The organism is Streptomyces sp. IBSNAI002 (assembly GCF_052244475.1).
Taxonomy (GTDB): domain Bacteria; phylum Actinomycetota; class Actinomycetes; order Streptomycetales; family Streptomycetaceae; genus Streptomyces.
Genome location: NZ_JBQPXG010000006.1, coordinates 480,047 through 501,125, shown reverse-complemented (window position 1 = coordinate 501,125; position 21,079 = coordinate 480,047). Strand labels below are relative to the sequence as shown.

The window sequence follows — 21,079 nt, the reverse complement described above, 5'->3', positions numbered from 1 at the left end:
CCAGGTGCGAAGGGGAGTTGCCGACCATGCCAACCATGCTGACCGCGCTCGACGGGGTGTACGGGGACCGGCCGGACGCGGTGAGCGTCGCCGGCCGCTCCGCTTCCTACGAGGACCTCCTCGGCGCCGCCCGCGCGGTCGCCGCCGACGTGGCCGGGGCCCCCGCCTTCGCGGTGACGGCGACGGCCTCGCTGGAGACCGTCGCCGCCGCGGTGGGCGGGCTGCTGGCCGGGGTGCCGCTCGTACCGCTGCCGCCCGACGCCGGGCCGGCCGAGCGCGAGCACATCCTGCGCGACTCCGGGGCGGTCCTCGTCGACGTGGACTTCGCCCGGCGCTCCTCCGGCTGGTCGGGGGAGGAGCCGGCGCCCGAGGACCCCGCGATGATCCTCTACACCTCGGGGACCACCGGAGCGCCCAAGGGCGTGGTGCTCACCGGTGCGGCCCTCGCCGCCGACCTGGACGCGCTGGCCGGTGCCTGGCAGTGGACCGCCGAGGACACGCTGGTGCACGGGCTGCCGCTGTTCCACGTACACGGGCTGGTGCTCGGCGTACTGGGCGCCCTGCGCACCGGCAGCCGGCTCGTGCACACCGGGCGGCCGACGCCCGAGGCCTACGCGGCGGCGGGCGGCAGCCTGTACTTCGGGGTGCCGACGGTGTGGTCCCGGATCGCCGGGGCTCCGCAGGCGGCCGCCGCGCTGTCCGGGGCCCGGCTGCTGGTCTCCGGCAGCGCCGCCCTGCCCGCGCCGGTCTTCCGGGACCTGGAGCGGCTGACCGGGCTGCGGCCCGTGGAGCGGTACGGCATGACCGAGACGCTGATCACCATCAGCGGCCGCGCGGGCGGGGAGGTCCGCCCCGGTACGGTCGGCACCCCGCTGCCCGGGATCCGGACCCGGATCGTCGCCGAGCCCGGCGCCGAGATCGGCGAACTCCAGCTCACGGGGCCGACCTTGTTCGCCGGATACCTGGGGCGCCCGGAGGCCACCGCCGCCGCGTACACCGAGGACGGCTGGTTCCGTACGGGTGACATCGCGGCCGTGGACGAGGCGGACGGCGTGCACCGGATCGTGGGCCGGGCCTCCATCGACATGATCAAGTCAGGCGGTTACCGGATCGGGGCGGGGGAGATCGAGAACGCCCTGCTGGACCATCCCAAGGTGTCCGAGGCGGCCGTGATCGGCGTTCCGGACCCGGACCTCGGGCAGCGCATCGTCGCGTTCGTCGTCGCCGAGGGGGTCACGGGGGCGGAACTCACCGACTTCGTGGCCGCGCACCTGTCCGTGCACAAACGCCCGCGGGAGGTGCGGTTCGTGACCTCGCTGCCGCGCAACGCGATGGGCAAGCCGCAGAAGAAGCTGCTGCTGACGGGGGAGTTCGGCCCTCAGGAGGGCTGAGCGGCCAGTGGGGAGGGCCGCGGTGGGCCGCGGTGGGCGTGTTTCGGCCACCGCGGCTCGCTGTCCGCTCAAGGCCCGGCCCAGGAGGGCTAGGGCAGGCCCGGAAGGCGGCTACGGGGGTTCAGCGACCGGGGGCGAGCGACCGGGGACCCTCTCGGTCGCTCCGCGCATCCGGGAAAAACCCCAGGTCAGGGGGGTGGGGCGGGTTTCTCAGCGACTGAAGCGACCCAAGTCTGCGGTATATGAAGACATTCCTGCGCGTGCGTGTGTGCGTGTGTGTGCGTCATATATACCGACCTTGAGTCGCTTCAGTCGCTGTTGTTGCTTGCGTACGTCTGTGACCTGGTGTTCTGTGAGCAACCCGCCCAGCGACCGGAGGAGACCCGGTCGCTGGGCGGGGGTCGGCCAGTCGCCGGCCCGCCTGGGGGAGGCGCACATCTGTTCCGGCTCAACTGCCTCTCGCTTCCCAGGGGTTTCGCTAATCTGATTTTCGGCGTTGAGTCGCTTCAGTCGCTGATGGGGGATGTGAATGGCAGCTGAGCTGCGGGATTCCCGCAGCGACCCAGCGCAGTGCACGAGAACTGCGCCGGTCGCTGGGCTCCCTGTGACGACTGCCAAGTGGTGTGCCCGGCAGGGATGGCCGGTCCATCCCCTTGCCGCGGGCCGCAAGACGCCCGTGGGCAACTGCGACGCGTGCCGCGGGCCGGGCCACGACCGGGCGCGGTGCGACTGTCTCCGGGCGGGTCGCTGGTGCCACGGATTCCACGCGGCCACGCTCGACGCGGACCGCATCGAGCAGTGGTGGGGCTCCCGGCCGGATCTGGGCGTCGGTGTGGCGACGGGTCCGGCGGACCTGGTCGTCATCGACGTCGACGCGCACGAGCGGGCCCTGCCCGGCCGTGACCGGCTGCTGCCCGGCATCGGGATCTCCGCCGGGATCGATCTGACGGGGCTCGCCAACGGCTTTCACACCCTGGGGGTGCTGGCCGCCCTGCGCGGCGCGGTCAGCCCGGCTCAGGACGCCTCGACGCTGCGCGTGCGCACGCCGTCGGGCGGGCTGCACGTCTGGTACCAGGCCGGCGGGCGGCGGTGGCAGTGCTCCACCGGCTCGGGCTCGGGGCGTGCCCTTGCCTGGCAGGTGGACGTACGCGCCCGCGGCGGCTACATCGTGGCTCCGGGGACCGTGACCCGCGCGGGCGCCTACCGCGCCCTGGGGTCCGTACGGGAACCCGCGCCGCTGCCGGACTGGCTCGCGCGGGAGCTGGAGCGCACCGGGCATCTGGCTCCCGGGGCCGGGACCGCGGCCACCGGGCCCCGGCCCGTGCCGCCGCGGGCCCGGCAGGCCGTCCTCGCGGCCGGGGGCGGCGAGGGGGTCGCCCGGCGGGTCCTGGCGGGTGTGCTCGCCGAGGTCGCCGCGTGCGCCGGCGTGCCCGAGGGGGCGGCCTTCTCCGAGAAGCTGAACCGCGCCGCCTACACCGCCGGCGGCCTGGTCGCCGCCGGGCACCTGACCGAGGCCGCGGCCACGCGGGCCCTGCGCGACGAGGCCGAGCGGGCCCGGCCGGGGCAGGAGGGCCGCTGCGGGGCCATCATCCGCAGCGGGCTGCGTGCCGGTCTGGCACGCCCGCTGACGCCGGGGGGCCGGGCATGACCAGGGACCAGGAGAGCCTGCTCTCCGAGTTCGACGTGCAGGCGGTCGCGGCGCAGATCCTCGCGCAGCCGCCCGTACCGGCGCCCCGGGAGCCTGGGGATTCGGAGACGGTGGCCGGTATTCCGGTTGCCGGTGCTCCGGTTGCCGGTGCTCCGGTTTCCGCTGCTGCCGGCTCCGGTGCTGCCGGCTCCGGTGCTGCCGACTCCGGTGCTGCGGTCGCCGGCGGGGAGGCGACGGCGGACGGGCTGCTGCCCGACACGCTCACCGACCGCGGCAACGCCAAGCTGTTCGTCAAGCTCTACTCCAACGACTACCGGCACGTGCCCGGGATCGGCTGGTTCCGCTGGGACTGCACCCGCTGGCAGATCGACGAGGACGACACCGCGGTGTGGGCCGCGGGCGACCTGGCGGAGTCCATCGCCACCACCGACCCGCGCGGCGTGTACACCCCGGCCGCGCTCCAGCAGCACCGCCGGCGCGCGCTCAGCACCAGCGGGATGAACGCCATGCTCGCGCAGGCGAAGTCCGCCCCGGGCATGGTCCTCAACGCGGCGCGGCTGGACGCCGACCCGTACGCGCTGTGCACGCCCGCCGGTGTCGTGGACCTGCGCACCGGTCACATCCGCCCCTCCGACCCCGCGCGTGACTTCCACTCCCGCTCCACCTCGGCGGCGCCGCAGCCGATGCCCACGCCGCGCTGGAACCGCTTCCTGACCGACACCTTCGGTGAGGGGCCGGAGGGCGCGCAGATGATCGACTTCCTGCAGCTGCTGCTGGGCTACTCGGTGACCGGGGACGTGGGCGCCCAGGTCATGCCGTTCCTGTTCGGGTCCGGCAAGAACGGCAAGTCCGTACTGCTGGACGTCCTGATGAAGCTGCTCGGCGACTACGCGGACGCGGCGCCGCCCGGCTTCCTGATGGCCCGGCCGTACGAGGGGCACCCGACCGACCTCGCCGAACTGCACGGACGGCGGGTGATCGTGTGCAGCGAGGTGAAGCCGGGGGACCGGTTCGACGAGGCCCGGGTCAAGCTGCTCACCGGCGGTGACCGCATCAAGGCCCGGCGGATGCGGCAGGACTTCTTCAGCTTCGAGCCGACGCACAAGCTGTGGCTGCTGGGCAACCACCGTCCCGAGGTGGGCACCGGCGGGTTCGCGTTCTGGCGGCGCATGCGGCTGATCCCGTTCGAGCGGGTCGTCTCCGACGACCGCAAGATCGACAACCTGGCGGACGTCCTCGTCACCCAGGAAGGCCCCGGCATCCTCAACTGGCTCATCGAGGGCGCCCGCCGCTACCTGGGCGGCGACAAGGACCTCACCGGCCCCGAACGGGTCCGTATCGCCACCACGGCGTACGCGGAGACCGAGGACCACACCGGGCGCTTCATCGGCGAGGCCTGCCGGCTCGATCCCGAACTGCGCGCCGAGCAGGCCACGCTGTACGCGGCCTACAGGGGCTGGTGCCAGAATGAGGGCGCCCCGGCGATCTCTTCCCGGGCCTTCGCGGCACGGGTCCGCGAGGTGGTGGGACTGGCCTCGCCGAAGGAAATGATCCTGTCCAACCAGCGCAAGTACTACCCGGGCATCGGCCTGCTCGCGGACGAGGAGACAGCATGAGCGCCCTCATCGCAGAGGACGAGATCGTCCACGAAGTGGACCTCGTCTGGCTCGAGGACATCAGCGGGCTCGACTACGTCCGGCAGAGCCTGGACCGGCTGCCGACCCGGCGCGGCAGGCCCGCCTACCACCGCGACGGGCGGATGGTCGGCTACGCGCTGCTGGGACCGGGGGCGAAGCCCTCCCGCTCCTCCGGCACGTTCCGCCGGCGGGTGTTCTGGCTGCTCCCGCACGACCGGGACAGCGACCCGGACGGTCTGTACGCGACGGGGGCGCCGGCGGAGGCGGTGGACGCGCGGACGCTGGCTCCGGGTACCAAGGGACGCAAGACGGAGCGCTCGGAGGGCGGGCCGATGTCGTCGGCTGTGCGGGGCCTGATGCCGTAGGTGTCCGGTGCATGAGCAGGCATTGAAAAAGAACAGGACAGGCGGTATTTTTCATCGGGCTGGAGATCAACTTCTACCCGGTCGGGCAGGGGTGTGCGTGCGCGCGTGCACAACCTGTTGTGCTAACCGGCGGCAGCCAGCTGCTTGGAGTACTCCACGGCCTCTTCGTAGACATGCTTGCCCCGGGTCTCGGAGAGATCCAGGGACGGCAGGACCGAAGGCTGGGAGATGCTGGGCAGCAGGTGGCGCAGCAGTGCGGAGACCCTGACCACGAGGTCCTCGTAGTCGCTGATCGCCTGCGACATCGACTGGACTCCGCCGTAGGCGCCGACGATGACGGCAGCGGTCTCGGCGGGCTGGACCTGGGGGAGCAGTTCCCCCTGTGCCTGCGCGAGCTCCAGCTTGGCCTGCACGCCGTAGACCCAGTCCTGCCAAGGGCCGCTGCGGTCGAGGTCGCCAGCGCGCTGGTCCATCGCCAGGCGCACGCTGGCCCGGACCATGGGGTTGGTCTGCAGCCGGTAGGTGTGGAGCGCGACCATGTCCACGATCTCCTGGAGCTTGGTCGTGCGGTCGGGGATGACGAGATCCTGGTGCTGTGCGGCCAGCACCCCCTCGGCCAGCTCGTCCTTCGACTGGAAGTGGAAGTAGAGGGCGCCCTTGGTCACCCCGGCGGTGGAGAGGATCTCCGAGATCGTCGCCGTCTGGAAGCCGCGCTCCTGGAAGACCTTCGCCGCCGCCAGCAGGATGGCTCCACGCGTGCGGATGGCCCGTTCCTGCTCCGCCATGATGCCCTCCACTTGGTTGACGAACCCTTGGAAAGGCTCCGTATACAAACCGTCTAGTTCGTATCTTACAGCGGACGATCCCAGAGCCAACCAACACATGACCGACTTGGGCATGTCCGACCGGCGAAGGAGCGTCCGGTGGTCTTTGTGGCGGACGTCACGGAGCCGTGTACGTGACCTCGCGCCGACGTCGGTCGGGATGCCAGCGCCATGCGGCACAGGCCACCTGAACAGCGGGAACGTTGAAAGGGGCGAAGTGTCGAGTACCGCGGGGCGAGCCTTCCGGGCGCAGCCGCGGCCGTACGGGCTTCTCGTGGGCGTCGCTGCGCGGGATCCGGAACCGTGGGGCCTTCGGGTCAGTCGCCGTCCGGAGCCGCCGTCACGAGGGAGCTGAAGGTGAGGGCCCCGCCCTGGTGGCCCGTGATGCGCACCCTTTCGTGCCCTCCGGGTTCGGCGGGGCCGAGCCGGTGGGCCTCGATGAAGCACGGCTCGTCCAGTTCCGTGTACTGCTTGTACTCGGTCTTGACACTGAGCGGGAGGAACGAGGAACGATTCAGCACGGCGGCCGCGCCCTGCCGGGCGGCTTCGAGGAGCAGCATGCCCGGGACGTGGTCGACCGGGTGGTCGAACAGCACGGGGTGGCGGGTGTTGAGCCGCAGCAGCCAGCGGTTGCTGTGACCGATGGGGGAGAGCACCACGTCGGCCGGCGAAGTGCGCCCCACGTTCTGCGGCGCCGTGGGAGCGGTCAGGGTGACCGGGCGGTGGTCCGGGCTGAAGACGTGCTGGGGACGGACCCGTTCGTAGACGGCCGGGCTGACGCAGGTGAAGGAGATCCGCCCCGTGGCCACGATCGCTCCGTCACGGCGGACGACGGAGTCGTAGGTCATCCCCGACAGGCGGTTTCCCCGGAGCTTTATGTCGAAGCACGTGACCTCGATATCGAGGGAGGCCGGCGTCTGGTGCACTTCGAGGTGCTCCGGGTGGACGGTGAGGCCGATCTCTCTGATCAGGAACTGGTAGCCGAGGGGGACGCCGAACTCGGTGTGCGAGAGGAGGGCCCCGGCCTGCCGGATCGTCTCGGTGATCATGAGCGGGTCGTGGTCTTTACCGTCGATGGGGACGAAGAAGCTGTGGCTGCGCGGCCACTGCGCCTCCACCCGGAACCGGGTGTCGTCCTCCCGCTGCCAGCCGGTGAGCATGACCTCGGCCACGGCCGCCCGGTGCACCAGTTCCTTGGGCACGGTGGTGGTCAGGGTGGCGCAGCGGAGTGCGGCCAGATAGGACCGCGGCTCCGCCGTGAAGGCCGCCTGGTATGCGGCGATCGCCGGGCGTTCGATGTGGAACGTGCTCGCAGACATTGCTCCCCCTGGGCTCCGCTGACGAGTGACGGGCGCTTCAGCCCCTCGGCTCGAAAGATACATACCAACCGGTTTAATTTCTAGCGGTACCCGAGCCTCCGCCTAGGGAGGTAAGTGGAATGACCTATCCCATTTAGCGGTTCGCCCTGCTCAGGGGCGTCCGGAGGCTATCCGCTCGCTCAAGTGCCGGTCTCAGGATGCTTCATTCCTCACGTGTGTCGAGAGTGGCGCGAGTGGTTCTCTAGTGCGGGTGTCGAGGGTGGCCGTGGGCTGGCCCGCCGTACGGCCTGTTCGGGGGAGGGCGGCGTCCGCATCAAAAACCGCGTAAGCGGTTTGTTAGAGTGGTATGTACGGAGCATGGCCGCCTCGCGGGGGATGGTCTGGTGTGACTGTGAGGGAAGTGGTGCCGGGCGCCATGGACCCTCCCTCGGCCGCTCCGTGGCAGCCTCCCGGGCCCGTCTGCCTTCCGCAGGCGCGGCAACCCCTCGCAGTGACGGAGCAGTTGATGGTCAAACAGGAACGCGCTTTGCGTACGCGCGACACCCTGATCCGGTCCGCGGCAGAGATCTTCGACCGGGAGGGGTTCGCGGTGGCGTCACTCACCGCGATCAGTACGCAGGCCGGGGTGAGCAACGGGGCGCTGCACCACCACTTCATCAGCAAGGCCGCGCTGACCGACGCGGTCGAGGAGGCGGCGCTCGCCCGGCTGCTGGCGGTGACCGCGGCCGTGCTCCCGCTCGGGGTGAGCCGTATGCAGCTGCTGGTCGACGTGACCCACCGGCTGGCGGCCGCGCTGCGCGCGGACGTGGTGCTGCGCGCCGGGTTCGAGCTGAGTGGTGAGATGTCCCGCCCGCGCCACGCCGACCTGCGCGAGTGGTGGCGGCGGTGGGTTGAGGAGACACTCAAACAGGCTGATGCCGAAGGTGAGTTGCGCCCGGACGTCACCGCCTCGGACGTGGTGAGCGCCGTCGTGGCCGCCACCGTGGGTTTCGAGGTGCTGGGCGTGCGGGAGGCGGAGTGGCTCTCGGCCTCCACCGTCACCCGGTTCTGGCGACTGATGCTGCCGACGGTCGTGCCGGCGGCTCTCCTCGCGGACCTCGACTCCGAGGGGACCTGCCCGCTGTAGGTGGTGACCTGGGCCCCGGTCTTCGTGCGTGCGCACGAGGGCCGGGGCTTCGTCATGTTCAAGACTTGCCGGTTTGTTTGCCTGCTCCTCGGGCGGTTCTAGATGGGAGGTGGAGTGGGCCCCGAGGTGACGCCACTGCGGCGTGGCCTACGTTTGTGCAGGTCAGAGCCATATTTGAGGGGTCGTTAGGTGAACTAAGAAATAAAAACAGCGCGGTCGGTTTCGTATTGACAAACCGCCAGCCCTGTTTTTTACTGAGTCAGGCTTATCCACGGACAGGGGAGTACGGCGTGGACATCGAAGTACTGGGCACACTGGCGGTTCGGGAACAGGGAGTTTCCGTGACGCCGACCGCCCCCAAGCCGCGACAGGTGCTGGCACTGCTGGCCCTGCACGCAGACCAGGTCGTCCCGGTGTCGGCCCTGATCGAGGAGTTGTGGGCGGGGACGCCGCCGCGCAGCGCCCGCACCACGCTGCAGACGTACGTGCTGCAGCTGCGGACCCTCATCGCGACGGCCCTGGAGCAGGGCGAAGGGGGCGAGGGGGGCGAAGGCCGGCGTACGGCCAAGGACGTGCTCGTCACGCTGCCCGGCGGCTACCTGCTCAACAGCGGCGGCGGAACCAGCGACGTCCGCGAGTTCGACCGGCTCGCCGGCATGGGCTACCGGGCCATGGACGGGGGCGACTTCCCGGGCGCGGCCCGGCTGCTGCGCGAGGCGCTGGCCCTGTGGTCGGGTCCGGCCTTCGCGGACGTGCACGGCGGCATCCAGCTCGACATGGAGACCCGCAGGCTGGAGGAGACCCGGCTGTGCGCCCTCGACCAGCGGATCGAGGCCGATCTGCGGATCGGACGGCACCGGGAGCTGCTCGCCGAGCTGACCGTGCTGGCCAGCCGGTACCGCACGCACGAGAACCTGCACGGCCAGTTCATGCTGGCCCTGCACCGCTCCGGCCGCCGCGGCGAGGCGCTCGACGTCTACCAGCGGCTGCGCGGAGTCCTCGTGCGCGAGCTCGGCCTCGAGCCTTCGGCCTCGCTGCGCAGGCTGCAGCGCTCGATCCTGATGGCGGGCCCCGAAAGCCCGGCGGGGGTGGCGGAGAGCGGCAACGAGCGACTGGTACGCGTGGGCTGAGATGCCCGCACACGACATCCGGTACGCCGCGGACGGCCCGGAGGTGCGGCCGCGCGACCGGACAGCCACAGGTCGGGGCCGAGGAGGAACCGCGGTGCAGGAGAGGTCGGAGCGGACCCGCAGGAAGCTCGTGCACGCGGGGGCCGAGATGTTCCACCGCAACGGATACGCGAACGCGACGCTCGGGGGGATCGCCGCGTTCGCCGGAGTGACGAAGGGGGCGCTGTACTTCCACTTCGCCTCCAAGGAAGAACTCGCGGAGGCGGTCCAGCTGCGCGGCCGCGCACTGCTGGACGAGTCGGTCCGCGAACGGCTCGACGCCGGGCTCTCTCCGCTCCAGACGCTGGTCGACACCACGCACTGGATGGCCCGGTCCCTGCGGGAGGAGCCGGCGATCCCGGCGAGCTTCCGCCTCACCAAGGAGTGCGCGGGCCTGCCCCAGGCGGTCGCCGACTTCCACCAGATCTGGCTCGCGGCGGTCTGCGGGCTGCTGCGACGGGCCCGCGACGCGGGCGAACTGCGCGCCGAGGGCCGCTGGGAGAGCGTCGAATCGCTGGTGGCCGCGGCGGCCTGCGGGATCGAGGCGATGGCCGGGACCGCGATGCCCTACGCCGAACTCCAGCGCCGGGTCCGCGGGCTGTGGTCGCTGCTGCTGCCGATCCTGGTGCCCGAGGGCGCGGTGCAGGAATTCCGCTCCGACGTGCCGGCACCCGATCTCCCGGCCTGCCCCGCGGGCGGCACGCCGGACCACCGATACCGGACCGTGTGCCACTGAAGGCTTGGAGGAGCAATCGATGACGAACGACCATCCTGCTGACGTGCTGAACGACATCGTCGGAGTGCTGGGCGACGTCCTGCGGATCAAAGCGGAGAAGATCGACCCCGAGCAGACCTTCCGGACGCTGGGGCTCGACTCCCTGCTGGTGGTGGAGTTCGTTGCCGTCGTCAACAGCCGGTACGGGCTGCGGGTGCGGGCGACCGACCTGTACGACTACCCGACGCCGGCGTCGTTCGCACGGGAGGTCAAGCGGGCGATGAGCAGCGGGGAGGCCCGTCCGGCCGCCGGCGCGTTCACCGCTCCCGCCACGGATTTCGCGCCCGCCGCGGAGTTCGTTCCCGCTCCGGACATCGCCTCCGTCGCTCCGGCGTCCGCGTCGGCACCGGCGCCGGTATCCGTCCCCGTCGGGGAGGCCGTTCCCGCGGCGGCGCCCGCCGCGCAGCGGATCGCCGAAGTGCTGCGGGAGCAGCTCGCCGCGATCCTGTGCTGCGATGCCTGGGACATCGACGCCACCGCCCCGTTCAACGCACTGGGCGTCGACTCCATCGTGGGGGCGGAGTTCATCGCCTCCGTCAACCGCACCTTCGGCATGAAGGAGCGGTCCGTCCTGCTCTACGAACACCCCAACATCGCCGCCATGGCCGCCTACATCGCCGTGCGCACCGGAGCCTCCGGGCACGAGGCCGCCCCCGTCCGGGCGCCCGAGCTCGCCTCCCGTCCCGCGGCCCGGGGCGACCTCGACGTCCTGCTGGACGCGGTCCGCGAGGACCGGCTCAGCGTGGACGAGGCACTCGTGCTGCTCGCCCGTCGCGGCTGAAGCCGTCTTTCTCCAGAAGGAGCGCGTCCAGATGGACGAGAAGGAAGTCCTGACCCGGTTCAAGAACGGTCATCTGGACCGGGCCCAGGCGGCCGCGCTGCTGACCGGCGCCGGTGTCGGCATCGCCGCCCGCGGCGGTACGGGAGGCGGTACGGGCCCCGACGCCGGCCCCGGTGCGGGCACGGCGGTTCCGGTCCCCGTGGCCTTCCCGCGGCCGGACTCCGTACGGGAGCGGGCCGCGGACGGGCCGTCGCCCGCCGAGCGGATCGCCGTGGTCGGGATGGCCGGGCGCTACCCGGGCGCCGGCGACCTCGGCTCCTTCTGGCGGCAGGCGCGCGAGGGGCACGGCAGTGCGGGAGCGCCGCCGGCCGGCCGGCCCGGCGACGAGCGGGGCCACTACCTGGAGCGCGTCCAGGACTTCGACGCCGAGTTCTTCGGGATCGACGTGGCCGAGGCCACCTTGATGGACCCTCAGGAACGGCTGTTCCTGGAGACGGCGTGGGAAGCCCTCGAGGACGCCGGATGCACCGGCGGCCGCCTGGACGCCCTCACGTCCGCGGACGGAACCCCGCGCAGCGTCGGGGTGTTCACGTGCGCGGGGACCGCCGACTACGCGGTGCTCGCCGCCCGGGGCTGGACGCGCGAGCGGCCCGTACGGCTGCCCCGCGGCGGCCACTGGAGCCTGCCCAACCGCTTCTCGGCCCTGGCCGGCCTCACCGGCCCCAGCCAGTCGGTCGACACGGCGGAGTCCTCCGTGCTCGTCGCCCTGCACCTGGCGGCGGCCGCCCTGCGCGCCGGGGAGTGCGCCGCGGCCCTGGTGGGCGGTGTCCAGCTGCTGCTGCACCCCTCCAGCCGCCGGCCCGGCGCGGGGGAGGGCGTCGGCGCGCTGCTGCTCAAGCCCCTGTCGCGGGCCCTGGCCGACGGGGACACCGTGCACTGCGTGATCCGCGGCAGCGCCGTCGGCCACAGTGCGCAGGGCGGGCCGGGCGCCGGACCCGGCCGCGGGTCCCGGGTCGCCGCCGGTCACGCCGCCGAGCACGCCGCTGGTGACGCCGCTGACGCGGCTCCCGGGCGGCGGGTGCTGCGCGCGGCGCTGCGGACGGCCGGGGTGGACGCCGCCAGCGTCGCCGTCCACGAGGACGCCGACTCGGTGCGGGCGTTCGTGGGCGAGGCCGGGGCCGTGACCGCGGCCGCCGCGCTGACCCGGGCCGTTCTCCAGCTGAGCCACCGGGTGCTGGTGCCCGGGCCGGGCCGGGCCGAGGCGCAGGCCTGGCCGGGCGGGGAGCCGGAGCCCCGCCGGGCGTCCGTCGGGGCGCACGGGGCCGGCGGTGCGGCCGCGCACGTGATCCTGGAGGAGTACCTCCCCGCCGCCGGGTCCGCGGTGGCCGCGGGGCCCGCGGGGGCCGCCGAGCTGTTCGTGCTGTCCGCGCCCACCCCCGCCCATCTCGTCGCCACCGCGCGCCGGTTCGCCGAGCTGCTGGGCGGGGCGGGTCCGGTGCCGGAGCTTGCCGTGCTCGCCCGCGCCCTGCGCACCGGCCGCGCCGCCATGGACTGCCGCTTCGCGGCGGTCGTCGGTGACACCGCCGAGCTCGTGGCCGTGCTGGAGCGGTTCGTCGCGGACGGCGGTCCGTACGCCGACCTGCGCGGCGGCGGCAGCGACCCGCTGGACATGGGCGCCGTGCCCGAGACGGCCGACTACCTGGCCGCGCTGTGGCGGGCCGGGCACCTGCAGCAGGTCAGGAGCCTGTGGCTGTCCGGCCTGGACGTCGACTGGGCCGTGCTGGAACAGGCCCACGGGGCGGGCGCCGTGGCCGTACCGCTGCCCGCGTCCGCGTTCCTGCGCACGCCGCTGTGGCTGGGCGGCGAGGAGGAGCGGGCATGACCACGCCGTCTTCCGGCTCTGCCGGGCTCGCGGGGGTCGCCGGCGTCGCCGGGTCCCCCGCCCCGGGCGGGAGCAGACCCGGCCCGGTCAACCTGTGGTTCTGTCCGAACGAGGACCTCGCCCCCGGGATAGCCGCCACCCTGGCCTCGTACTGGCTCGACGAGCACGAGCAGGAGGTCGCCGGGCGCTTCCTCTTCGAACGCGACCGCCGCCAGTACCTCGTCGCCCACGCCCTGGTGCGCCGGGTGCTGGCGCTGGAGACCGGCATCCCCGAGGCCGAGGCGATCATCTGGCGCTCCTCGCGCGGGCGGCCGTTCCTCCAGCTGCCCAGCGGGGGGCTGCCGCGCGGCGCCGACACCCTGGACTTCAACCTCTCGCACGCCCACGCCTACAACCTGCTGGGCGTCTCCCGCGAACACCGCATCGGCGTGGACGTCGAACGGCTGGACCGGGGCGAACGCGGCCTGGACAACATCATCGCGACGTTCGCCCCCCAGGAGCAGGACTGGATCGCCCGCGCCGCCCCCGGGCGGCCGCGTGACCGGCGCGCCCTGCGCCTGTGGACGCTGAAGGAGGCCTACTCCAAGGCCCGGGGCCTGGGACTCGCCCTGCCCTTCGACTCGTTCGTCTTCACCCTGGCCGAGGACCAGGGCGTGCTGTCCTTCCGGCCGCCCGCCGACGACTCGGCCCGGCGCTGGCGGTTCCTCGAGATGGAGCCGGTGCCGGAGGTGCTGGCGGCGGTGGCGGTGGAGGTCGACGCCGCCCGCCCGCCGGCGGTCCACCTGCACCACGGATTCCCGTGGGGCCGCGCCGCCCCGCGCCGCCTGGTGCTGCCCGAACTCGCCGGAGTGTGACACGGGTGCGTGAATTCGCCCGCCGAATTTCCGTGGAATACCCGGTCCGGCGTATATCCGCTGCCGCTGGAATACGGCTGGAGTACATCTCGAGCGGGATGCGGCATTGTGCGGCGCCCGGGGATCATTTTCGGTCAGAGCGCGGCCGGGACTTCCCGTATCCCCTCGGACAGGAGTGTGAAACGGCGTACGAGTTCTTCCTGTTCGCGGCCGATGGCGTCGATGCGGGCCCGCAGGCGGGCGATTTCCCCGCCCAGGTCCAGCACGGCGGCGTCCAGGCCCGCGGCGGCCGGCGGGCCCGCGGAGTCCAGCCCCGGCTCGCGCAGCAGGATGGACTCCATCCGGTCGCGCAGGGCCGGTCCGGGGCCGACGCCGATCTCGCACAGCAGCCGCTGGCGGGCCCGCTCGTACACGCCGAGGGCCTCGGAGCGGCGGCCGCACCGGTACAGGGCGAGCATCAGCAGGTCGTAGAAGCGCTCCCGGGTGGGGTGGGCGGCCGTGAGCCGCTCCAGTTCCCCGGTGACCTCGTCGTGCCGCGCGCCGCGCAGCTTCGCCTCGTAGTACGTCTCCAGGGCGGTCAGCCGGCTCTCCTCCAGCCGCTCGGCCTCCCGCGCGCAGATCGGGCCCCGTCCGCTGCCCTCCAGTGCGGGGCCGCGCCACAGCTCCAGGGCCCGGTGCAGCAGGTCGGCGGCGTGCAGGGGATCGGCGACGACCGCCGCCCGGCCCTGCGCGGAGAGCCGGTGGAAGCGCTGGGCGTCCGTACGGGCGGAGCCGAGCCGCAGCAGGTAGCCGAGGGGGTGTGTGGTGATGCGGGCCCGGCCGGGCTCGTCCCCGCCGGCCGGCGCCAGCAGCCGGCGCAGCCGGGCCACGTGGGCCTGCAGCGCGTTGGCCGCGCCCGCGGGCGGGCGGTCGCCCCACAGTTCGTCGATGAGCCGGTCGGCGGAGAGCACCTCCCCGGCCCGTACGACCAGGGCCGCCAGGAGGGCGCGCTGTTTGGCGCCGGACGGCGCGATGCGGGTGCCCGACCGGTGGTCGTGCACCTCCACGGCGCCCAGGACGCGGAAGTCCAGGCCGTCGCTCTGACGTACGTCCCATTCCATCGGTCACTCCTCCCAGCGCTCCGGTCGGAATCGCGGAAAGACCTGTACGGCCGGGCGTTGAATTACGTTCCGGCAGTCATCCCGCATTGGAATCTAACAGTTTGGCCGAAGCGGGCAAACGTCGAAGTTGGAGGTGTGGTCGACAGACGCTCAAGAAATTGAGGGGTGTTGCCCTGGATCCCGCTACTGTGCCTCAGTCGAAGGCTTGAAATCGATGGGAACTCGACGACGTGCGGAGGAAACCGTGAAGATTCAGGTTCTGGGTCCGTTGAGTGCCGAAGTCAACGGGGGCTCGATTGTTCCGACGGCCGGCAAGCCGCGCCAGATTCTGGCGCTGCTCGCGCTCTACCCGGGGCGGGTGATGCCCGTACCGACTCTGATGGAGGAGGTATGGGGCACCGACCTGCCCCAGAGCGCGCTCACCACCTTGCAGACCTACATATTGCAGCTGCGCAGGAGGCTCGGCACCGCCATGGGGCCGGGTGACCCGAACGGGGCCAAGGAGGTCCTGGCCACGCGCCACGGCGGCTACCTGCTCCAGATCGCCCCGGAGAGCGTGGACGTCCACGAGTACGAACGGCTCGTGGCCGACGGGCAGAGCGCCTTCGAGGAGGGTGACGACGAGCGCACCGCCAGCAAGCTGCGGCAGGCGCTCGCCCTGTGGCAGGGGCCGGCGCTGGTCGACGTCCGGGTCGGGCCGATCCTCGAGATCGAGGTGATGCGCCTGGAGGAGAGCCGCCTGGTGACCGTCGAGCGGCGCATCGACGTGGACCTGCGGCTGGGCCGGCACACCGAACTGATCGCCGAGCTCTCCGAGCTGATCGCCCGGCACCCGCAGCACGAGGGTCTGCATTCGCAGGCCATGGTGGCGCTCTACCGCTCCGGCCGCCAGGCCACGGCGCTGGACGTCTACCGCAAGCTGCGGATGCGCCTCATCGAGGACCTCGGGGTGGAACCGTCGCCGCAGCTCCAGCGCCTGCACCAGGCGATGCTGACGGTGGATCCGGCGCTGGACGTGCCGGCCGGACCGCGCCGGGGGTCCACGTTCGACCTGTACGCGGCCTGAGGTGCGGTACGGGAACGCCGGGACCGCGGGCGGTGGCCTCCGGCCGCGGTCCGCGGCGGCGTGACCCGGACCCGGGTCACGCTCGAGCCGGCCTCGAGCGGGGCTGGTCAGGGTGGGGTGGTTACGGTGGGCGAGGAAGGACGGGGCATGGCACGGGAACAGGACGTGCGGCTGGTGTGCTTCGCGCACGCGGGAGCCGGGACCTCGGCCTTCCACCGCTGGAGCGAGCGGCTCGGCCCCGGCGTCACCCCCCGGCCACATCTGCTGCCGGGCCGTGACGGGCGGCGCCGCGAGCCGCGCGTGACCACCCGCGAGGACCTCCTGGACGATCTGCGCGACCTGTTCAAGGAGCAGCCGCCCGGACCGTACGTGCTGTACGGGCACAGCCTCGGCGGGCTGATCGCCTACACGCTCACCCGCGCGCTGCACGAGGCGGGGCTGCCGCTGCCCGCGCTGCTGGTGATAGGCGCCGTACCGCCGCCCGACGTGTTCGGAGGGGCGGCCTTCGCCGCGGACGCCCCCGACGACGAACTGATGCGCATCCTCGAGGGATTCGACGGAGTGCCGCCCGGGGTCGCCCCCGGTGTGTGGCACCGCTTCGTCTTCCCCGTGCTCCGCGACGACCTGCGGCTGGCGGCCGCGCTGCGCACCGCCGCCCTCGACCCGGTGACCGGCGGTCCGGTGCCCGTCCCGCTGCTGGCCGTCGCCGGCGCGGACGACCCGGTGGGGCCTCCCGAGGTATTGCGGGGCTGGAGCGACTGGACGACGGAGGGCTTCGAGTCCCGCACCGTGCCCGGCGGACACTTCTTCGTACGCGACGGCGAACTGCCGGAACTGCTCGGGCAGGCGTGCCGGACGGTGGGGCGGTCCGGGCGTTGAGGCGCGTGGTCATCACCGGTATCGGGGTGGTCGCTCCGGGCGGTGGCGGCACCAAGGGCTTCTGGTCGATGCTGACCGCGGGGCGCTCCGCCACCCGCGCCGTCACCTCCTTCGACGCGCGGCCGCTGCGCTCGCGGGTCGCCGCCGAGATCGACTTCGACGCCCGGGAGCACGGGCTGAGCGCGGAACAGGCCGTGGACCTCGCCCGGGTGACGCAGTTCGCGCTGGCCGGGGCCCGTGAGGCGCTCGCCGACAGCGGGGCGGAGCCGGGGCTCGACCCGCTGCGCACCGGGGTCGCGCTGGGCAGCGCCCTGGGCTGCGCCAACGAGCTGAGCCTGGAGTACGCCGTCGCGAGCAACGTCGGCGCGCGCTGGCTGGTGGACCCGGCCCGGGCCGTGCCCCACCTGTACGACTACTTCGTACCCGGTTCGCTGGCCGCCGAAGTGGCCCGGGACGCGGGGGCGCAGGGACCCGTCTCCTTCCTCGCCGGCGGCTGCACGGCCGGCCTGGACGCGCTCGGCCACGGGGCGGAGCTGATCCGCGAGGGCAGCGCGGACGTCGTGCTCGCCGGGGCCTCCGAGGCCCCGGTCTCGCCGGCCGTCATGGCCTGTTGCGACACCGTGCGCATCACCTCGCGGCGCAACGCCGAGCCGTCGAGCGCGGCGCGGCCCTTCGACCGGACCCGTGACGGGTTCGTGCTCGGCGAGGGCGCGGCCGTCCTGGTCCTGGAGGAGCGGGAGCGGGCCCGGCGGCGCGGCGCGCGGGTGTACGCGGAGCTCTCCGGCTACGCGAGCCGGGCCTCCGCCCAGCACATGACGGGGCTCACCCCGGACGGCGCGGAGCTGGCCGCGGCCATCGGGGCGGCGCTCGACGAGGCCAGCCTGGACCCGTCCGCCGTCGAGTACGTCAGCGCGCACGGCTCGGGCACCCGGCAGAGCGACCGGCACGAGACCGAGGCCGTCAAGCGCGCGCTGGGCCGGCACGCCCGTCACGTGCCGGTCAGCGCGATCGCTTCGATGACCGGCTACCCGCTCGGCGCGATGGGCGCCTTCCAGGCCGCCGCCGGCGCCCTGGCGATCGAGTACGGGACGGTGCCGCCCACCGCGCACCTGCGGGTGCCCGACCCGGAGTGCGACCTCGACTACGTGCCCGGGACCGCCCGGCACCAGCACACCAGCGCGGTGCTGGCCCTCGGCAGCGGATTCGGCGGCTTCCAGAGCGCGCTCGTGCTGACCCGGCCGGAGACCGCCTGACCTGACCGGCCGGACCGACCCACGACAGAGGGACACCCCATGGACCACCCCGATCCGTGCCCCGCCACCACAGCCGCCGAGACCGGGACCGACGTGTGCGTCGTCGGCGCCGGTCCCACCGGGCTGGCACTGGCCCTCATGCTGCTGCGCTCCGGCGTCCGCGTGACGCTGGTCGAGCGTTCCACCGCCCTGCGCCGGGAGTTCCACGGCGAGATCCTCCAGCCGGGCGGCCAGCGGATCCTCGACGAGCTCGGCGTCCTGGGCCCCGCGCGGGCCCGCGGCTCGCTCGCCCTGTCCGGGTTCCAAGTGCTGGACCGGGAACGGGTGCTGCTCGACATCGACTACGGCCGGCTGCCCGCCCCGTACGACCACCTGCTGGCACTGCCGCAGCCCCATCTGCTGGCCGAACTCCTCGACGCTTGCCGGGAGCTGCCCGGCTTCACCCACCTGGAGGGCCACCGGGTGTCGGCGCTGCTGGAGCGGCGGCCCGGCAGCCCGTGCACCGGGGTCGTCGCACGCGGGCCCGACCGCGAGGCCGTCACCGTCCGCGCCCTGGCCGTGGTCGGCGCGGACGGCCGGTTCTCCAAGACCCGGGCGCTGGCCGGGATCGGGGCGGGCCGCTCGGACTCCTTCGCCCACGACGTGGTGTGGTTCTCGCTGCACGCGCCCGGCCGGGCCACCGGGAAGGTCCGGGTGCACCGGGCCGGCGGCAGCGCGGTCCTGGTCCAGGACAGCCACCCGGACCGGCTGCGGATCGGCTGGACCCTGCCGCACGGCGGATGGACCCGGACGGGCCGCGGGATCGGGCAGATCCGGGACGAACTGGCGCGGGTGCTCCCGCAGTTCGCCGACCTGCTGCACGAGCAGCTGACCTCGCTCAGCCAGCTCACCCTGCTCGACGTCTTCGCCTCGCACGCCGAGGAGTGGACCCGCGACGGCCTCGTCCTGATCGGGGACGGCGCGCACACGCACGGCCCGATCGGCGCCCAGGGCATCAACCTCGCGCTCCAGGACGCCGCCGCCCTGCACCCCGTGCTCGTGGCGGAGCTGGGCCGGGGGGCGGTCACGGCCGCGGGACTGGCCCCGTACGCCCGGCGCCGGGCGGCGGCTGCCGCCGCGGTCCACCGGATGCAGCGGATGCAGGCGCGCGCGATGTTCGGGGCGGACGGGGCGCTCGCCCGGTTCGCGCTGGCCGGTGCCGCCGGTCTGGTGACGCGCACCCCCATCGGGGGGAAGATCACGCGCAAGGTGGCGTACGGGACCGATCCGGTGGCGGTACGGACCGATCTGTTCACCGCGGCGGCGGCGCACCGGCCGGCCTGACCGGGCTGACCGGGCTGACCGCGGGCCCGTCAGCGGAAGCGGGCCTTCGGGTGGTCGGCGAGATCGCCGAGGAGCCCGAAGTAGTCGGCGCGCAGCTGGCGGATGCGGGCCTCGGAGAACACGGACGAGTCGTACGTGAAAACGCAGTGCGCGGCGCGTTCGTCGTGCCGCAGCAGCAGGGTCAGGGGCCGGGGCGCCGGGGCGGGAGCGGAGGTGAACGGCTCCGCGCGCAGCCGTCCGCCCCAGGAGGCGGCGCCCCACCAGGGCCTTTCGGCGGCCGGTCCGGCACCGAACTGCACCTCGCCCAGCTGCTGCGCGAGCCGCGGCCGGCGCAGCTGCGCGGCGACGGGCTCCAGCGGCACCTCGTGGTGTGCGAAGTCCCAGGCGCTGGTGTGCCGGACCCGGTCGACGACCTCGCCGAAGGCGGGCGCGCCCGTGAGGTCGGCCCGCAGCACCACCGCACGGGACAACGGGCCCGGCATCCGCTGCTCGCCGCCCCCGCCCCGGCCGCGTCCGGGGACGGGCCCGCGGACGCTGATGTCCCGCTGGCCCGACCAGCAGGCCAGCAGCAGCTGGAAGGCGGCCAGGCCGACCACCTGCACGCCCGCCCGGTGCCGGCGCGCGGCCTCCGCGATCTTCGCCGACAGCTCCTGCGGCAGCGGGAAGGACAGCGCCCGCCCGGCGCCCGGGGTGTGTCCGGGGGAGCCCGGCGCGCTCAGGTCCCAGGGCAGGACGGCCGGTTCCGCGCCGTTGAGCCGGCGCAGCCAGTACTCGGTGCTCTCGTCGAGGCGTCCTTGGGCCGCGCGCTGCTGCTGCCAGGCAGCGAGGTCGGCGTACTGGAGGGCGGGGCGGTCCGCCGGCGCGCCGCGGTAGGCGGCGGCGAGTTCCGAGACGAGCAGGCCGAGCGTGGTGCTGTCGGCGATCAGCTCGTGGAGGACGAGGACGGCGACGTGGTCGCCCGGTCCCTGGCGCAGCAGCCGCAGCCGGGCCAGCGGTTCGCGCGCAGGGTCGAACGCCCGCTCCCGCTCCGCCGCGACGGCCGCGGGCACCTGGGAGGGGCGGACCTCGGAGAGCGATGCGGGGGGCGGATCGGCCCGTACGGGGACGACCTGGGTGAGCCGGCCCTCGTGCACGCGGTAGTGGCTGCGCAGGATCTCGTGCCGGCCGGTGACGGCCCGCCAGGCGGCGGCCAGGGCCGGTGCGTCCAGGGGGCCGGTCAGCCGGAGCGTCCCGGTCACCACGGGCGGGCGGGCCCGGTGCGCGAGCCCGGCCCACAGCGCCTCCTGGGCCGGTGAGGCGGCGAAGTGCCAGGGGCCGGACCCGGCCGGCCGGGGCAGCCGCGGCACGGGGTCCGGTGCGAGGTCCGGCTCGGGGTCCGGTGCGGACTCACGCTCGGGTTCCGGTTCGGGCGCGGGTTTCCGCTTGCGCTCCCGCTCCGGTTCCGGTTCGGGTCGGCGCCCGGGTCCGGATCTGTGCCCGGGTCTGTGCTCGGGATCGGCGTCCGCCGCCAGCGGGGCCGGAGTGCCGGATTCGTCCATCAGTACCGTCGTCACCATCGGTTCGACGCCTCCTCGGCGATCAGCGCCGCGGGGCTCGCCGCCTTCCGGCCCGGCGGGCCGGGCGCGGCACCCCCGGCGGGGGTTCCGGGTAGTGCGTAGTGCGAGGTCACGCGGACGGCGGGGCGGCC

At 73.5% G+C, this 21,079-nt stretch carries 18 protein-coding genes; 14 read left to right on the top strand and 4 right to left on the bottom strand.

Features of this window, described 5'->3' with window-relative positions; all coding sequences use genetic code 11:
* Positions 1 to 35: 35 nt before the first annotated feature.
* From ACTVZO_RS45050 to ACTVZO_RS45035, 4 genes are all read left to right on the top strand, one after another.
* Positions 36 to 1,391: an AMP-binding protein gene (locus tag ACTVZO_RS45050; RefSeq protein WP_443304449.1), complete on the top strand. Its 1,356-nt coding sequence runs from the start codon at positions 36 to 38 to the stop codon at positions 1,389 to 1,391.
* A gap of 529 nt (positions 1,392 to 1,920) precedes the next feature.
* On the top strand, positions 1,921 to 3,039 hold the full coding sequence (locus tag ACTVZO_RS45045; protein WP_443304415.1) for a bifunctional DNA primase/polymerase: 1,119 nt from the start codon (positions 1,921 to 1,923) through the stop codon (positions 3,037 to 3,039).
* Positions 3,036 to 4,655 carry a DNA primase family protein gene (locus ACTVZO_RS45040; protein ID WP_443304414.1) on the top strand — a complete coding sequence of 540 codons (1,620 nt, stop codon included), beginning with the start codon at positions 3,036 to 3,038 and terminating at the stop codon, positions 4,653 to 4,655. Before ACTVZO_RS45045 ends, ACTVZO_RS45040 begins: the two co-directional genes overlap by 4 nt.
* Entirely contained in the window at positions 4,652 to 5,041 is a 390-nt protein-coding gene (locus ACTVZO_RS45035; RefSeq protein ID WP_443304413.1) for a DUF6009 family protein, read from the top strand. The genes ACTVZO_RS45040 and ACTVZO_RS45035 overlap by 4 nt, the downstream gene beginning before the upstream one ends.
* A gap of 122 nt (positions 5,042 to 5,163) precedes the next feature.
* Here ACTVZO_RS45035 and ACTVZO_RS45030 read toward each other — a convergent pair whose 3' ends face one another.
* Positions 5,164 to 5,826, bottom strand: coding sequence for a ScbR family autoregulator-binding transcription factor (locus ACTVZO_RS45030; RefSeq protein WP_443304412.1), 663 nt, complete (start codon positions 5,824 to 5,826; stop codon positions 5,164 to 5,166).
* A gap of 356 nt (positions 5,827 to 6,182) precedes the next feature.
* Positions 6,183 to 7,184 (bottom strand): ScbA/BarX family gamma-butyrolactone biosynthesis protein, encoded by a 1,002-nt coding sequence (locus ACTVZO_RS45025; protein ID WP_443304411.1) that lies wholly within the window; start codon positions 7,182 to 7,184, stop codon positions 6,183 to 6,185.
* A gap of 526 nt (positions 7,185 to 7,710) precedes the next feature.
* Here ACTVZO_RS45025 and ACTVZO_RS45020 point away from each other — a divergent pair.
* The 6 genes from ACTVZO_RS45020 (at position 7,711) to ACTVZO_RS44995 (ending at position 13,771) form a co-directional block, all read left to right on the top strand.
* Positions 7,711 to 8,310, top strand: coding sequence for a ScbR family autoregulator-binding transcription factor (locus ACTVZO_RS45020; RefSeq protein ID WP_443304410.1), 600 nt, complete (start codon positions 7,711 to 7,713; stop codon positions 8,308 to 8,310).
* Between the two features lie 290 nt (positions 8,311 to 8,600).
* Entirely contained in the window at positions 8,601 to 9,440 is an 840-nt protein-coding gene (locus ACTVZO_RS45015) for an AfsR/SARP family transcriptional regulator (RefSeq protein WP_443304409.1), read from the top strand.
* 94 nt (positions 9,441 to 9,534) lie between these two features.
* Complete coding sequence (locus ACTVZO_RS45010; protein ID WP_443304408.1) at positions 9,535 to 10,215, top strand: ScbR family autoregulator-binding transcription factor; 681 nt, start codon at positions 9,535 to 9,537, stop codon at positions 10,213 to 10,215.
* Positions 10,216 to 10,234: 19 nt separating this feature from the next.
* Positions 10,235 to 11,035, top strand: coding sequence for a phosphopantetheine-binding protein (locus tag ACTVZO_RS45005; protein ID WP_443304407.1), 801 nt, complete (start codon positions 10,235 to 10,237; stop codon positions 11,033 to 11,035).
* A 31-nt stretch (positions 11,036 to 11,066) separates the two neighbouring features.
* Positions 11,067 to 12,917, top strand: coding sequence for a polyketide synthase (locus ACTVZO_RS45000; protein ID WP_443304406.1), 1,851 nt, complete (start codon positions 11,067 to 11,069; stop codon positions 12,915 to 12,917).
* Positions 12,914 to 13,771: a 4'-phosphopantetheinyl transferase family protein gene (locus ACTVZO_RS44995; RefSeq protein ID WP_443304405.1), complete on the top strand. Its 858-nt coding sequence runs from the start codon at positions 12,914 to 12,916 to the stop codon at positions 13,769 to 13,771. Before ACTVZO_RS45000 ends, ACTVZO_RS44995 begins: the two co-directional genes overlap by 4 nt.
* A gap of 134 nt (positions 13,772 to 13,905) precedes the next feature.
* Here ACTVZO_RS44995 and ACTVZO_RS44990 read toward each other — a convergent pair whose 3' ends face one another.
* The gene (locus ACTVZO_RS44990; RefSeq protein ID WP_443304404.1) at positions 13,906 to 14,871 is read right to left on the bottom strand and encodes an AfsR/SARP family transcriptional regulator; all 966 of its coding nucleotides are present in this window, start codon (positions 14,869 to 14,871) and stop codon (positions 13,906 to 13,908) included.
* Between the two features lie 244 nt (positions 14,872 to 15,115).
* On the opposite strand from ACTVZO_RS44990, the gene ACTVZO_RS44985 reads away from it, so the two are divergent.
* From ACTVZO_RS44985 to ACTVZO_RS44970, 4 genes are all read left to right on the top strand, one after another.
* Positions 15,116 to 15,937, top strand: coding sequence for an AfsR/SARP family transcriptional regulator (locus tag ACTVZO_RS44985; protein WP_443304403.1), 822 nt, complete (start codon positions 15,116 to 15,118; stop codon positions 15,935 to 15,937).
* A 147-nt stretch (positions 15,938 to 16,084) separates the two neighbouring features.
* Positions 16,085 to 16,816 carry a thioesterase II family protein gene (locus ACTVZO_RS44980; RefSeq protein ID WP_443304402.1) on the top strand — a complete coding sequence of 244 codons (732 nt, stop codon included), beginning with the start codon at positions 16,085 to 16,087 and terminating at the stop codon, positions 16,814 to 16,816.
* Entirely contained in the window at positions 16,813 to 18,069 is a 1,257-nt protein-coding gene (locus ACTVZO_RS44975) for a beta-ketoacyl-[acyl-carrier-protein] synthase family protein (protein WP_443304401.1), read from the top strand. The genes ACTVZO_RS44980 and ACTVZO_RS44975 overlap by 4 nt, the downstream gene beginning before the upstream one ends.
* 39 nt (positions 18,070 to 18,108) lie before the next feature.
* Positions 18,109 to 19,392: an FAD-dependent oxidoreductase gene (locus ACTVZO_RS44970; protein WP_443304400.1), complete on the top strand. Its 1,284-nt coding sequence runs from the start codon at positions 18,109 to 18,111 to the stop codon at positions 19,390 to 19,392.
* A gap of 29 nt (positions 19,393 to 19,421) precedes the next feature.
* Here ACTVZO_RS44970 and ACTVZO_RS44965 read toward each other — a convergent pair whose 3' ends face one another.
* Entirely contained in the window at positions 19,422 to 20,948 is a 1,527-nt protein-coding gene (locus ACTVZO_RS44965; RefSeq protein WP_443304399.1) for a condensation domain-containing protein, read from the bottom strand.
* Between the last annotated feature and the right edge of the window lie 131 nt (positions 20,949 to 21,079).